This is a genomic window from Achromobacter sp. FW305-C-13, assembly GCF_058783475.1.
Map to the genome: position 1 here is coordinate 507,862 of NZ_JBYSYN010000003.1, position 12,187 is coordinate 520,048.

At 64.7% G+C, this 12,187-nt stretch carries 13 protein-coding genes; 10 read left to right on the plus strand and 3 right to left on the minus strand.

Features of this window, described 5'->3' with window-relative positions; genetic code table 11:
* Positions 1–48: 48 nt before the first annotated feature.
* The 5 genes from AC3WMU_RS21270 to AC3WMU_RS21290 all read left to right on the plus strand — a co-directional run bounded on the left by AC3WMU_RS21270 (position 49) and on the right by AC3WMU_RS21290 (position 5,988).
* Positions 49–1,551, plus strand: a complete 1,503-nt coding sequence (locus tag AC3WMU_RS21270) for an ABC transporter substrate-binding protein (RefSeq protein WP_280025691.1) — start codon at positions 49–51, stop codon at positions 1,549–1,551.
* A gap of 17 nt (positions 1,552–1,568) precedes the next feature.
* Complete coding sequence (locus AC3WMU_RS21275) at positions 1,569–3,368, plus strand: gamma-glutamyltransferase family protein (RefSeq protein WP_006223745.1); 1,800 nt, start codon at positions 1,569–1,571, stop codon at positions 3,366–3,368.
* Positions 3,369–3,458: 90 nt separating this feature from the next.
* Positions 3,459–4,433, plus strand: coding sequence for a diacylglycerol/lipid kinase family protein (locus AC3WMU_RS21280; RefSeq protein ID WP_035212818.1), 975 nt, complete (start codon positions 3,459–3,461; stop codon positions 4,431–4,433).
* Positions 4,430–5,224 (plus strand): metallophosphoesterase family protein, encoded by a 795-nt coding sequence (locus AC3WMU_RS21285; RefSeq protein WP_006223747.1) that lies wholly within the window; start codon positions 4,430–4,432, stop codon positions 5,222–5,224. The genes AC3WMU_RS21280 and AC3WMU_RS21285 overlap by 4 nt, the downstream gene beginning before the upstream one ends.
* Positions 5,221–5,988: a phosphatase PAP2 family protein gene (locus AC3WMU_RS21290; RefSeq protein WP_006223748.1), complete on the plus strand. Its 768-nt coding sequence runs from the start codon at positions 5,221–5,223 to the stop codon at positions 5,986–5,988. The genes AC3WMU_RS21285 and AC3WMU_RS21290 overlap by 4 nt, the downstream gene beginning before the upstream one ends.
* Here AC3WMU_RS21290 and AC3WMU_RS21295 read toward each other — a convergent pair.
* Genes AC3WMU_RS21295 through AC3WMU_RS21305 form a run of 3 tightly spaced genes read right to left on the minus strand, consistent with a single transcriptional unit; the run spans position 5,959 to position 7,438 of the window.
* Positions 5,959–6,387 (minus strand): NAD(P)-binding domain-containing protein, encoded by a 429-nt coding sequence (locus AC3WMU_RS21295; protein ID WP_006223749.1) that lies wholly within the window; start codon positions 6,385–6,387, stop codon positions 5,959–5,961. The two genes, AC3WMU_RS21290 and AC3WMU_RS21295, sit on opposite strands and share 30 nt — an antisense overlap.
* Positions 6,384–6,827, minus strand: a complete 444-nt coding sequence (locus tag AC3WMU_RS21300) for a PaaI family thioesterase (RefSeq protein ID WP_006223750.1) — start codon at positions 6,825–6,827, stop codon at positions 6,384–6,386. Before AC3WMU_RS21300 ends, AC3WMU_RS21295 begins: the two co-directional genes overlap by 4 nt.
* The gene (locus tag AC3WMU_RS21305) at positions 6,824–7,438 is read right to left on the minus strand and encodes a TetR/AcrR family transcriptional regulator (protein ID WP_006223751.1); all 615 of its coding nucleotides are present in this window, start codon (positions 7,436–7,438) and stop codon (positions 6,824–6,826) included. The genes AC3WMU_RS21300 and AC3WMU_RS21305 overlap by 4 nt, the downstream gene beginning before the upstream one ends.
* A gap of 461 nt (positions 7,439–7,899) precedes the next feature.
* On the opposite strand from AC3WMU_RS21305, the gene AC3WMU_RS21310 reads away from it, so the two are divergent.
* From AC3WMU_RS21310 to AC3WMU_RS21330, 5 genes are all read left to right on the plus strand, one after another.
* The gene (locus AC3WMU_RS21310) at positions 7,900–9,015 is read left to right on the plus strand and encodes a porin (RefSeq protein ID WP_006223752.1); all 1,116 of its coding nucleotides are present in this window, start codon (positions 7,900–7,902) and stop codon (positions 9,013–9,015) included.
* Positions 9,016–9,311: 296 nt separating this feature from the next.
* The gene (locus tag AC3WMU_RS21315) at positions 9,312–9,671 is read left to right on the plus strand and encodes an NADH-quinone oxidoreductase subunit A (protein ID WP_006217959.1); all 360 of its coding nucleotides are present in this window, start codon (positions 9,312–9,314) and stop codon (positions 9,669–9,671) included.
* 40 nt (positions 9,672–9,711) lie between these two features.
* A complete protein-coding gene (locus AC3WMU_RS21320) occupies positions 9,712–10,188 on the plus strand; it encodes a NuoB/complex I 20 kDa subunit family protein (protein WP_006217960.1) in 477 nt (158 codons plus the stop codon).
* Positions 10,189–10,263: 75 nt separating this feature from the next.
* Complete coding sequence (locus AC3WMU_RS21325) at positions 10,264–10,890, plus strand: NADH-quinone oxidoreductase subunit C (RefSeq protein ID WP_035212771.1); 627 nt, start codon at positions 10,264–10,266, stop codon at positions 10,888–10,890.
* A 3-nt stretch (positions 10,891–10,893) separates the two neighbouring features.
* The gene (locus AC3WMU_RS21330) at positions 10,894–12,150 is read left to right on the plus strand and encodes an NADH-quinone oxidoreductase subunit D (RefSeq protein WP_280025679.1); all 1,257 of its coding nucleotides are present in this window, start codon (positions 10,894–10,896) and stop codon (positions 12,148–12,150) included.
* Positions 12,151–12,187 lie beyond the last annotated feature (37 nt).

Below are 12,187 nucleotides of genomic sequence, written 5' to 3' on the forward strand. Positions count from 1 at the left end.
GGCGCGCCTGGCGCAGAATCCAACAAAATCAATCGAGGGAGAACATCCATGCGTAAACTTTGCGCCGCCATGGCCATGGCGGGAATGCTTGTGGGCGGACTGGCCCATGCCCAGTCCACCTTGCGGATCGGCCTGCAGGACGACCCGGACGTGCTGGACCCGGTGCGCGCACGCACTTTCGTGGGCCGCATCGTCTTCGCCTCGTTGTGCGACAAGCTCGTGGACATCACGCCCGACCTGAAGATCGTGCCCCAGTTGGCGCAGTCCTGGACCATCGGCCCGGACAACAAATCGCTGACGTTCAAGCTGCGCACGGACGCCGTGTTCCATGACGGCACGCCGGTCAACGCCGCCGCCGTCAAGGCCAACCTGGACCGCGCCCGCACCCTGCCCGACAGCAACCGCAAGAGCGAACTGGCCACCGTCGCCAGCGTCGACGCGCCCGATGCCAATACCGTCGTGCTGAACCTGTCGGAGCCGGACGCCTCGCTGTTGTCGCAACTGTCCGACCGCGCCGGCATGATGATGTCGCCTGCCACCTTCGACAAGGATCCGGGCGGCAAGCCCGTGTGCTCGGGTCCGTACCAGTTCAAGGAGCGCGTGCAGAATGACCGCATCGTGCTCGAGAAATTTCCTAAATACTGGGACGCCGCGAACTATCACTTCGACCGTCTGGTCTTCACGCCCATCCCCGACAACACCGTGCGTCTGAACAACCTGCGCGCGGGCGACCTGGACATCATCGAGCGCGTGGCGCCCAGCGATGCCAAGGCCGTGAAAGACGACGGCAACCTGCGCCTGGCGCCGGTGACCGGCCTGGGTTTCCAGTCGATCTCGGTCAACCTGGGCAACGGCGCGCGCGCCAACAACCCGTTGGCCAAAGACAAGCGCGTGCGTCAGGCGCTTGACCTGGCGATCGACCGCGACGTGCTGAACCAGGTGATCGGCGAAGGCATGTTCCAGCCCGCCTACCAGCCGTTCCCGCCTGCCAGCTTCGCCTACAACACTGCCTTCGAGCACAAGGGCCGCGACCCGAAGAAGGCGCAGGCGCTCTTGAAGGAAGCCGGCTTTGACCGCGTGAAGTTCGAGATCACCTTCGGCAACAACACGACCATGCAGCAGGTGTTCGAGCTGGTGCAGGCGATGGGCGCCGAAGCGGGCTTCGACATCACCCTGCGTCCGGTGGAATTCGCGTCGCTGCAATCGTCGCTGGCGCGCGGTGATTTCGAAGTGGGCCAGAGCGGCTGGTCGGGCCGCGTCGATCCCAGCGGCAACATCCACCAGTACCTCAGCTGCAAGGGCAACCTGAACGATGGCAAGTTCTGCGACGCCGGCGTGGACAAGCTGCTGAACGACGCCCGCGCCGAAGCCGATACGGCCAAGCGCCGCGCCATGTACGACCAGGTGCTGACGTCCATGCAGGACCAGCGCCCGATCGTTTACCTGTTCTACCTGCCGTGGACCTTCGGCGTGCAGAAGAAGGTGGACGGCTTCGTCGCCTACCCCGATGGCCTGATCCGCCTGAAGGGCGTGACGGTCGCGAAGAAGTAAAGGAAGGACCACCATCCATGTTTACGACTCGCCCGGAAATCCTCGGCACCTTCGGTGTCGTGACCTCTACCCACTGGTTGGCCAGCGCGGCGGGCATGTCGCTGCTGGAACGCGGCGGCAACGCGTTCGATGCCTGCACGGCGTCGGCGTTCGTGCTGCAGGTGGTCGAGCCCCACCTGGTCGGCCCGGCCGGTGAAGTGCCCGCGGTGTTCTATTCAGCCCGGACCGGGCGCGTCGAGGTGCTTTGCGGCCAGGGCACCACGCCTGCCGCGGCCACGCTTGAACGCTACCGCGCCGAAGGGCTGAAGCTGATCCCGGGCAACGGCCTGCTGGCCACCGTGATCCCGGGCGCGTTCGACGCCTGGATGCTGCTGCTGCGCGACCACGGCACGATGCGCGTGCGCGACGTGCTGGAGCCCGCTATCTATTACGCCGAGCATGGCCATGCGCTGATGCCGCGCATTTCCAACACCATCGCCGGCCTGAAGGACTTTTTCGAAACGCATTGGCCCACCACTGCCCAGGTCTACGTGCCGGGCGGCAAGGTGCCCGAAGCCCGCAAGCTGTTCCGCAACCCGGCGCTGGCCCGCACCTGGACCCGCGTGCTGAAGGAAGCCGAGGCTGCGGGCGCGGACCGCGAACGTCAGATCGAAGCGGCCCGCGACGCGTTCTATCGCGGCTTCATCGCCGATGAGATCGACAAGTTCGCGCGCAACACCGACGTCATGGACGAAAGCGGCACGACTCACCGCGGCGTCATCACGGCAGCCGACCTGGCGGGCTGGTCGGCCAGCTACGACCAGCCTCTGACCTACGACTATCACGGCTATACCGTCGCCAAGGCTGGCGCCTGGAGCCAGGGCCCGGTTTTCCTGCAGACGCTGGCCTTGCTGAAAGGCATGGACCTGGCTGGCGTCGGCCCCAACAGTGTGGAATTCATCCACCGTGTCACCGAAGCCATGAAGCTGGCGTTCGCCGACCGCGAGGCCTATTACGGCGATCCGGCCTTCATCGACGTGCCGCTGGCCCATCTGCTGTCCGACGAGTACAACGCAGAACGCCGCGCGCTGATCGGCGAATCCGCTTCGCACGACCTGCTGCCCGGCCAGGTTCCCGGCTTCGAGGCGCAGGTGGCGCGCGTCATGGACACGCTGGAACGCCTGTCCAAGGTGTCCGCGCCCGGCAGCGCCACCAACGAACCGACGCTGGCCGACATGCGCGCCTCCGCCAAGCGGGGTGACACCACGCACGTGGACGTCATCGACCGCTGGGGCAACATGATCTCGGCCACGCCCTCGGGCGGCTGGTTCCAGTCTTCGCCGGTGATCCCGGAGCTGGGCTTCGGCCTGAACACCCGCGCGCAGATGTTCTGGCTGGAAGAGGGGCTGCCCGGCACGCTCGCTCCGGGCAAGCGTCCGCGCACCACGCTGACGCCTTCGCTGGCGCTGCGCGACGGCAAGCCCTATCTGGCGTTCGGCACGCCGGGCGGCGACCAGCAGGAGCAATGGCAGCTGCTGTTCTTCCTGCGCCACGTGCATCATGGGCTGAACCTGCAGGAAGCGATCGACCTGCCCATGTCCCACACCATGCACTTCCCCACGTCCTTCTATCCGCGCGACCGCAAGCCGGGGCATCTGGCGGTGGAAGCCAGCTTCGGTCCCGAGGTCATCGACGGCCTGCGCCGGCGCGGACACCAGATCGAGGAAGTGCCGGAGTGGTCCGTGGGCCGCCTGACCGCGGCCTCGCGCGACGAGGACGGGCTGCTGCACGCCGCGGCTACGCCGCGCTTGATGCAGGCCTACGCCATCGGTCGCTGACCGGGGGCGGGGCGCCCGATGCGCGGCCTTGCGGGCCAGGCGCATCGGGCCGCCTTGCGGCGATTTGCCGGCATGGGCTATCTTTCTCCCATGACGTCATCCCAGCAGCGCCCGGCAACCGGGGCGCAATCCCTGACGGGACAAGAACCGCTTTTCATCGTCCTCAACACCGGATCGGGGCGCGGCGACGCGCAGGTCCTGCAGGACACCATCCGCCGTATCCTCGACGAGGCGGGCCGGCGCTACACGCTGATGCCCGTCGACGACCCGTCCCGGCTGACCGAAACGGCGCAGTCCGCCGTCAAGCGCGCGCAAGACGAGCAGGGCGTGGTCATCGCCGCCGGCGGCGACGGCACACTTAACGCCGTGGCCGGCACCGTGCTGGGCCAGGGCGTGCCCTTCGGCATCCTGCCCCAGGGCACGTTCAATTACTTCGGACGCCGCTACGGCATCTCCCAAGACACCGAAGTCGCCTTGCGCGGCTTCCTGCAGGGCCATTTGCAGCCGGTGCAGGTGGGACACCTCAATGGCCGGCTGTTCCTGGTGAACGCCAGCCTGGGCCTGTACCCCACCTTGCTGGAAGACCGCGAAGCCTACAAGCAGCGCTTCGGCCGCAGCCGGCTTGTGGCGCTGTGGTCGGGCATCGTCACGTTGCTGCGCGCCCCGCGCCAGCTCAGGCTGCAACTGGAGTACGAAGGCCGGGTGCGCGACCTGCGCTCGCCCACGCTGGTGGTTGGCAACAACAAGCTGCAACTCGAGCACATCGGCATCGAATCCCAGGAGCTGGACCGCGGCCGCCTGGTGGCGATGGCGGCGCGTCCGGTCGGCACGCTGGCGCTGTATGGCTTGCTGGTGCGCGGCCTGTTCAGCCGGCTGGGCGACGCGGAACACGTGATCAGCTTCGCCTTCGACCGGCTGACGGTCCACATCCGGGGGCGCAGCCGCGTCAAGGTGGCGATGGACGGCGAAATCTCCTGGATGAACACGCCGCTGGAATTCAAGGTGGCCAGCGAAAAGCTGCCGCTCGTGGTGCCGGCCGACTCGCAGTACCTGGATCGCTCATGACGCGCATCCTGCAGCTATCCGACACGCATTTCGGCACCGAGCGCAAGCCCGTGGTCGAGGCCGCGCTGGACCTCGCTCGCTCGCTGAACCCGGATCTGGTCGTGCTCAGCGGCGATATCACGCAGCGCGCGCGGCGCGGACAATTCGCCGCGGCCCGCAAATTCATCGAACGCCTGTCGCTGCCGGTGCTGGCTGTGCCGGGCAATCACGACATTCCGCTGTTCAACGTGTTCGCACGGGCCCTCAACCCGTATGGCAACTATAAGCGTGCGCTGGGCGCGGTGCTGGAGCCCGTGTTCGAGAACCCCGGTTTGCTGGCCATCGGCGTGAACACCACACGGCCCCGGCGCCGCAAGGACGGTGAAATTTCCGATTCGCAGATCGCCCGCGTGGCCCAGCGCCTGCGCCAGGCCCGCCCGGGCCAGTTGCGGATCGTGGTGGCGCACCACCCGGTGCGCGCCAAGGTCGAATCCGATCTCTCCAATCTGCTGATCGGGCGCGAGCGCGCGCTGGCGGCCTGGGCCCAGGCGGGCGTCGACCTGATCCTGGGCGGGCACATCCATCTGCCCTATGTGCTGCCGTTGACGGCAGCCGGCCAATCCGCCGGCTGGATCGTCCAGGCGGGGACTGCCTGCTCCCAACGTGTCCGGGGCAGCGTGCCGAACTCGGTCAATGTGATCACGCGCGAAGGCGAGGGTGGCCAGGAAGCCTGCCACGTCGAGCGCTGGGACTACGCGGCGGGCACGCATGCGTTCGCGCCGGTCGACAAGACGCTGGTGACGCTTTCATGACCGATGCGTGGGCGGCGTGGGCAGCGTCCCACGCCCTGGAATTGTTCATCGCGCTGCCGCTGCTTGCCGGCGCCGCTGCCTTCTGGGGCATGCGCGCCTACGTCGGCCGGCCCAGGCGAGCCCGCCAGGCGATCTACGTATCGTCCCTGGCCGTGTGGTTGTTGCTGTTCCTGGGGCTGGCGATGGCAGTCCGGCGCCAGGGCGGCATCGTCGCGTTCGATGGCGCTTTGGCCGATGCCCTGAGCATGACCATGGATACCTCGCTGCTGTGGCTGCTGTCCTGGTTCACTTATCTGGGCGACCGCAACTTCCTGACGGTGCTGAGCGTGCTGATGACGCTCTATCTGCTCTGGACAGGCTGGTGGCGGCTGGCGGCGTTCTGCGCGATTGCCACCGGCATGGGCGGCGCGATCAACTGGTTGCTCAAGCACACCTTTGAGCGCGTACGGCCGGAACACGATCACGGTTACGCCACGGTGGCCGGGTGGAGTTTTCCCAGCGGCCATGCGTCGGCCGCGATGGCCGTCTACGGCACGGCCTGCTACCTGGTGTGGCGGCTGGCGCCGCCCGCCTGGCGATGGCCCTGCGTCGCGGTCTCTGCCGCGCTGATCATGGCGATCGGGCTCAGCCGCATCCTGCTGCAAGTCCATTTCGCCAGCGACGTCGTGGCAGGCTTGGCGGTCAGCCTGGCCTGGCTGTCGGTGTGCGTGGCGGTGGCCGAACGCCACTGCACGTCACGCCGGGCAGAGCAAGACTTTCAGTAACCGCGCGCCTGCGTCTTCCGACGCGCCGCTCAGGACGGGGGTGTAGCGTCCGCCCGCCCCGGCAATCGCCAGACCCAGGCGTCGCGCCTGCTCGGCGGGGGGAGGTGCCAGGTCGATGATCTGCTTGCCTGCGACAAGCGCCGTGACTTCCCCATCGCTGAAGCGTTCCAACGTGCGATCGATCTCGCGTTCCCGCGGCAGCGCCAGCACGATGGTGTCTGATTCCGCCAGGGCCTCGCGGGCCGAGGTGGCCAGCGTCGCCGAACCGCGAAAATCCTCGCAGCGTTCGGGATCGATGTCATAAACGGTCAATGCGATGTCCGGCTCGGTCTCCAGCAGGCGCCGGGCGGCCAGGGTGCCGGTGTCGCCCATGCCCACGATGCTGATGCGCGGGCTCATGGCTTCGGCACGGACCACGTGCTCACGATATGGGCCAGGGGCTCGTCCGAGCCTTCGCCGGTCAGGATGACTTCGCCGGCGGACAGGCGTCCCACCTTCAGCAAGCGGGCGTCGGCATAAATCGCGCCGGCGGGGCTCTTGCGCAGGAAATTGATGGTCAGGCTGGCCGTCACCGCGTGCGCCTGGCCGGTCGCGCCCACCACGGCGGCATACATGGTCAGGTCGGCCAGCCCCATCAGCATGGGGCCCGCGACGATGCCGCCCAGCCGCTGGTGCGCGTCCCGGGCCGGCAGCACGGCACGCGCCGTGCCGCGGCCGATACGCAGGATGTCGATCCCCAGCAGCAGCGAAAAGGGATGCTGGTCGGCCAGCAGGATGTGGAAGTCGGCCAGGCTGATCAGCGGGGCGTCGCTATCGGCGGCCAGGACGGTTGCGGTCATCGTTGCTCCAGGGCGAGGCAATAGTTGTCCAGCAACGCGTCCGCGTGCTGGCCCAGGGATTTCAGGCGATGGGTGTGCAGCAGCAGCAACAGCCCCATCAGGTACGTGAAAAGATTCATCTGCTCGACCGCCACGACTGAGGCGTCCCAGCCTTTGGTGCGCGCCAACGCGTCGCCCAGCAGGTCTACGCACTGGCGCAGCCGGGCATTGAGCTTTTCGTCCATTTCCCGGCCCAGGCCGCGCGGTCCCAATCCCTGGAACAGATACATTCCCAGAGAAAAATCGGTTTGCCGTTCGGCGTAGTAGCCGAAAAAGGCGCGGATAGCGCGCCGCGCGGCAGACGGCGCATCGCCGGTGCCCGCCGCCTCGGCCAAATGCGCGTGCAGCCGCTGCAGCGATTCATCGAGCAGCGCGCCGTAGATGGTCTCCTTGCCGGCGAACCACGGGTAGATAGCGCCGGTGGTGCAGCCGGCCTCCTTAGCGATCGCCCGGATCGTCGTCTTTTCCAGCCCGTCGCGTTCGAACACGCGTTGCGCGGCGTCCAGGATCAACTGGCGGCGCAGGGCGCTCAGGCGTTCGTTGCGGTCGGTACGGGCGGTCGGGGAGGGCATGTGGGGCACGGCAGCAGCAGCGGAATAGCCTCGATAATATCGCCGATTTTTATTAATAACAATGTTATTAGAGGCTGCCTTACGGGCCACGCCGGGCCGGTGGCCCACCGAGTGGGGAGCCCAGGCTTACAGCGAAAAGCGCGCCGAAGCCGATCAGAAAGGCGGTTGAAAGGGGCAGGCTAATATGGCTTGAAAAATTAGGGGCAGGGCTGAAAGTCGCATGAATACGGGCTTGCCTGTTTAGCTAAGGGAAAGCCCTAGCAGCTTTGGCGCCATGTCCGCGCGATGTTGCAAGATCCCAACAGGGGTGTCGCAAACCTGCACTTTTCTGACGCCGACCATAGCCAGTCCCCCCGATTTTTGATGCAATAGCGTCAACTTCCCTTCGCGGAGTTAGGGGGGCGGCAGGCTGGTTTGCTGGATTGCTGCTCTTGTCACTCAAATCAACGGAGATTTCTTAAATGAAAAAGACTCTGCTCGCTGCCGCCCTGCTCGCCGGTTTCGCCGGTGTCGCCCAGGCAGAAACTTCTGTCACCCTGTACGGCATCATCGACACGGGCCTCGGCTACAACAAGATCAGCGGTGCTGCAGCCGAAGGCGTGAACGGCAGCCGTTTCGGCATGATCAACGGCGTCCAGAACGGTTCGCGCTGGGGTCTGCGTGGCTCGGAAGACCTGGGTGACGGCCTGCGCGCTGTTTTCCAACTGGAATCGGGTTTCAACTCCGGTAACGGCAACTCCGCTCAAGGCGGCCGCCTGTTCGGTCGTCAAGCCACCGTCGGTCTGGCCAGCGACAGCTGGGGTCAACTGGACTTCGGTCGCCAAACCAACATCGCGTCGAAGTACTTCGGCTCGATCGACCCGTTCGGCGCTGGCTTCGGTCAAGCTAACATCGGCGTGGCTCTGAGCGCCGCCAACACGAACCGCTACGACAACATGGTCATGTATCAGACCCCGTCGTTCAGCGGCTTCCAGTTCGGCGTCGGCTACTCGTTCAACGTGAACGACACCAACGCTGCTCAAACCGGCTTCAAGACCGCCGACAACACCCGCGCCATCACGACCGGTCTGCGCTATGTCAACGGCCCGCTGAACGCAGCCCTGACGTACGACCAACTGAACGCTTCGAACAAGCTGCCGGGCGCTTCGACCGACGCTACCCCGCGTCAGTACGCCATCGGCGGTTCGTACGACTTTGAAGTTGTGAAGCTGGCTCTGGCCTACGCTCGCACGACCGACGGCTGGTTCGCTGGCCAAGGCGTCGACACCAACGTCGGCAGCGTCAACTTCGGCGCCAACGCCTTCGCTGACGGCTTCAAGGCCAACTCGTACCTGGTCGGCCTGTCCGCCCCGATCGGCGGCGCAAGCAGCCTGTTCGGTTCGTGGCAGCGTGTTGACCCGTCGAACGACAAGTTGACTGGCGGCGATGCCACCACCAACGTGTACTCGCTGGGCTACACCTACGACCTGTCGAAGCGCACCAACCTGTACGCCTACGGTTCGTACGCCAAGAACTACGCCTTCATCGACGACCTGAAGTCGACCGCTGTCGGCGTCGGTATCCGCCACCGCTTCTAATCCAACGCAGGGCGCAAGCCCTGTCTGGATTCAAAGCGCAAGCGAACGAACGGGCTTCGGCCCGTTCGTATAAAGCCACCTTTATGGGTGGCTTTTTTTGTTCTAAAGCCTGATTTTTCGCATTGCGCGGGTGCTTGTCGGCAGAGTCCTGTATCCTTGCAACTCTGTCTCGAAAACTGCCATTGTTCCATTTGAGGAATGCAGTCTTTCACCTGCTATTCAAGCTACAGAGTTCAGCCAGAAGTAACCACGCGAATGCTACAATCCTAAGGTTTGCGCATTTGACGGACGCCTGAATGAACCTGCAACAGTATTTTCCCGTCCTGCTGTTTATCGTAGTGGCCACCCTTATCGGGTTCGCGCTTCTAACGGCCGGCTCCCTCCTTGGCCCCCGGCGTCCCTACGCTGAGAAGCTGTCGCCCTATGAGTGCGGCTTCGAAGCGTTTGAAGACGCCCGTATGAAGTTTGACGTGCGCTACTACCTGGTGGCGATTCTGTTCATTCTTTTCGACCTGGAAATCGCGTTCCTGTTCCCGTGGGCCATCGCCCAAGGCACAGTCGGGCTCGTCGGTTTCTGGACGGTCATGGTTTTCCTAGCCGTGTTGACCGTCGGCTTCATCTACGAATGGAAAAAGGGCGCGCTGGATTGGGAATGACCCCTCCGGGTTTTTTCACAGCACGCTATCAGAGACGAATATGGCTATAGACGGCATTCTCAAGCAAGGGTTCATCACAACCAGCGCCGACAAGTTCCTTAATTGGGCGAAGACCGGCTCCATGTGGCCCATGACCTTCGGTCTGGCCTGTTGCGCGGTCGAGATGATGCACGCGGGCGCGGCCCGCTACGACCTGGACCAGTTCGGCATCATCTTCCGGCCCAGCCCGCGTCAGTCCGATCTGATGATCGTCGCTGGCACGCTGTGCAACAAGATGGCGCCGGCGCTGCGCAAGGTCTATGACCAGATGCCCGAGCCGCGTTGGGTGGTTTCCATGGGCTCCTGTGCCAATGGCGGCGGCTACTACCACTACTCGTATTCGGTGGTTCGTGGCTGCGACCGCATCGTACCGGTAGACGTCTACGTGCCGGGCTGCCCGCCCACGGCCGAGGCGCTGGTCTACGGCTTGCTGCAAATGCAGAACAAGATCCGTCTGACCAACACGATTGCGCGCTGAGCCTTCGCCCGCCCGGCGGCAGTCGTTGCCGCGGGCCCTGCGAAACCAGCGTATCGGTTCACCTAAGCGTACAAGATGATGACCAGGCTCGAAACCCTGAAAAACAATTTGCAGACCACCCTCGGCGCGGATATCGCGCTGACCGAGGCGTTGGGCGAGCTCACGCTCGAAGTGCCCGCGCAGCAGTGGTTCTCCGTCTGCAACAAGCTGCGCACCGAAGCCGGCCTGCGCTTTGAAACCTGTATCGACCTCTGTGGCGTCGACTACCTGACCTGGGGCAACGGCACGCGCCAATTGCCCGAGGAATCCAGCGCCAAGATCCACCGCTCGCGCTTTGCCGTGGTGATCCACCTGCTCTCGATCGAGAACAACTGGCGCCTGCGTGTCCGTACCTGGGTCACCGACGACGAATTCCCGGTGGTCGCATCGCTGATGGAATGCTGGCCGGCCGTGGGCTGGTTCGAGCGCGAAGCCTTCGATCTGTACGGCATCGTCTTCGAAGGCCACCCGGACCTGCGCCGCATCCTGACCGACTACGGCTTCATCGGCCATCCGTTCCGCAAGGACTTCCCGCTGTCGGGCACCGTCGAAATGCGTTACGACCCCGAACAACGGCGCGTTATTTACCAGCCGGTCACGATCGATCCGCGCGAGATCACCCCGCGCGTGGTCCGCGAAGACTCCTACGGCTTGGGGCGTTAAATCATGGCAGAAATCAAGAACTACACGCTCAACTTCGGTCCTCAGCATCCGGCCGCGCACGGTGTGTTGCGCCTGGTGCTGGAACTGGACGGCGAAGTCATCCAGCGTGCCGACCCGCACATCGGCCTGTTGCACCGCGCCACCGAAAAGCTGGCCGAGCACAAGACCTACATCCAGGCGCTGCCCTACATGGACCGCCTGGACTACGTGTCCATGATGTGCAACGAGCACGCCTACGTCATGGCCATTGAAAAGCTGCTGGGCGTCGAAGCTCCGCTGCGCGCCCAGTACATCCGTGTCATGTTCGATGAGATCACGCGTCTCTTGAACCACCTGATGTCCCTGGGTTCGCACGCGCTGGACGTGGGCGCCATGGCGGTGTTCCTGTACGCGTTCCGTGAACGCGAAGACCTGATGGACTGCTACGAAGCCGTCTCGGGCGCTCGCATGCACGCGGCCTACTACCGTCCGGGCGGCGTCTACCGCGACCTGCCGGACACGATGCCGCAGTACGGCGACACCAGCAAGTACCGTGGCGACAAAGAAATGCGCATCATGAATGACGCGCGTTCGGGCTCGCTCCTGGACTTCATCGAAGATTTCACCAACCGCTTCCCGGCCTGCGTCGACGAGTACGAAACGCTGCTCACCGACAACCGCATCTGGAAGCAGCGTCTGGTGGGCATCGGCGTGGTCGATCCCGACCGCGCCAAGGCGCTGGGCTTCACCGGCCCGATGCTGCGTGGCTCGGGCGTAGCCTGGGACTTGCGCAAGACGCAGCCCTATGAAGTCTACGATCTGCTCGATTTCGACATCCCCGTGGGTGTCAACGGCGACTGCTACGACCGCTACCTGGTCCGCATCGCTGAAATGCGTGAAAGCAATCGCATCATCCGCCAGTGCGTGGAATGGCTGCGCAACAACCCGGGTCCGGTCATGATCGAGAATCACAAGATCGCCCCGCCCAAGCGCACCGCCATGAAGACCAACATGGAAGAGCTGATTCACCATTTCAAGCTCTTCACCGAAGGTTTCCATGTGCCCCCGGGCGAGGCGTTTGCCTCGGTGGAGCACCCCAAGGGCGAATTCGGCATCTATCTGGTGTCGGATGGCGCCAACAAGCCTTACCGCCTGAAGATTCGGGCCCCCGGCTTTGTCCACCTGCAAGCGCTGGACGAAATGTCGCGCGGTCACATGATCGCCGACGCCGTCACCATCATTGGTACGCAGGACATCGTTTTCGGCGAGATCGATCGCTGATCCGCCCAGACAGTCACGAGCTCGCCCGCATAACCCG

Excerpts from the sequence above, each read along its gene's own strand:
- AC3WMU_RS21310 (WP_006223752.1), top strand. The coding sequence starts at position 7,900 with ATGAAAAAGACTCTGCTCGCTGCCGCCCTGCTCGCCGGTTTCGCCGGT.
- AC3WMU_RS21285 (WP_006223747.1), top strand. The coding sequence starts at position 4,430 with ATGACGCGCATCCTGCAGCTATCCGACACGCATTTCGGCACCGAGCGC.
- AC3WMU_RS21320 (WP_006217960.1), top strand. The coding sequence starts at position 9,712 with ATGGCTATAGACGGCATTCTCAAGCAAGGGTTCATCACAACCAGCGCC.
- AC3WMU_RS21280 (WP_035212818.1), top strand. The coding sequence starts at position 3,459 with ATGACGTCATCCCAGCAGCGCCCGGCAACCGGGGCGCAATCCCTGACG.
- AC3WMU_RS21325 (WP_035212771.1), top strand. The coding sequence starts at position 10,264 with ATGATGACCAGGCTCGAAACCCTGAAAAACAATTTGCAGACCACCCTC.
- AC3WMU_RS21315 (WP_006217959.1), top strand. The coding sequence starts at position 9,312 with ATGAACCTGCAACAGTATTTTCCCGTCCTGCTGTTTATCGTAGTGGCC.
- AC3WMU_RS21290 (WP_006223748.1), top strand. The coding sequence starts at position 5,221 with ATGACCGATGCGTGGGCGGCGTGGGCAGCGTCCCACGCCCTGGAATTG.
- AC3WMU_RS21300 (WP_006223750.1), bottom strand. The coding sequence starts at position 6,827 with ATGACCGCAACCGTCCTGGCCGCCGATAGCGACGCCCCGCTGATCAGC.
- AC3WMU_RS21305 (WP_006223751.1), bottom strand. The coding sequence starts at position 7,438 with ATGCCCTCCCCGACCGCCCGTACCGACCGCAACGAACGCCTGAGCGCC.
- AC3WMU_RS21330 (WP_280025679.1), top strand. The coding sequence starts at position 10,894 with ATGGCAGAAATCAAGAACTACACGCTCAACTTCGGTCCTCAGCATCCG.
- AC3WMU_RS21270 (WP_280025691.1), top strand. The coding sequence starts at position 49 with ATGCGTAAACTTTGCGCCGCCATGGCCATGGCGGGAATGCTTGTGGGC.
- AC3WMU_RS21275 (WP_006223745.1), top strand. The coding sequence starts at position 1,569 with ATGTTTACGACTCGCCCGGAAATCCTCGGCACCTTCGGTGTCGTGACC.
- AC3WMU_RS21295 (WP_006223749.1), bottom strand. The coding sequence starts at position 6,387 with ATGAGCCCGCGCATCAGCATCGTGGGCATGGGCGACACCGGCACCCTG.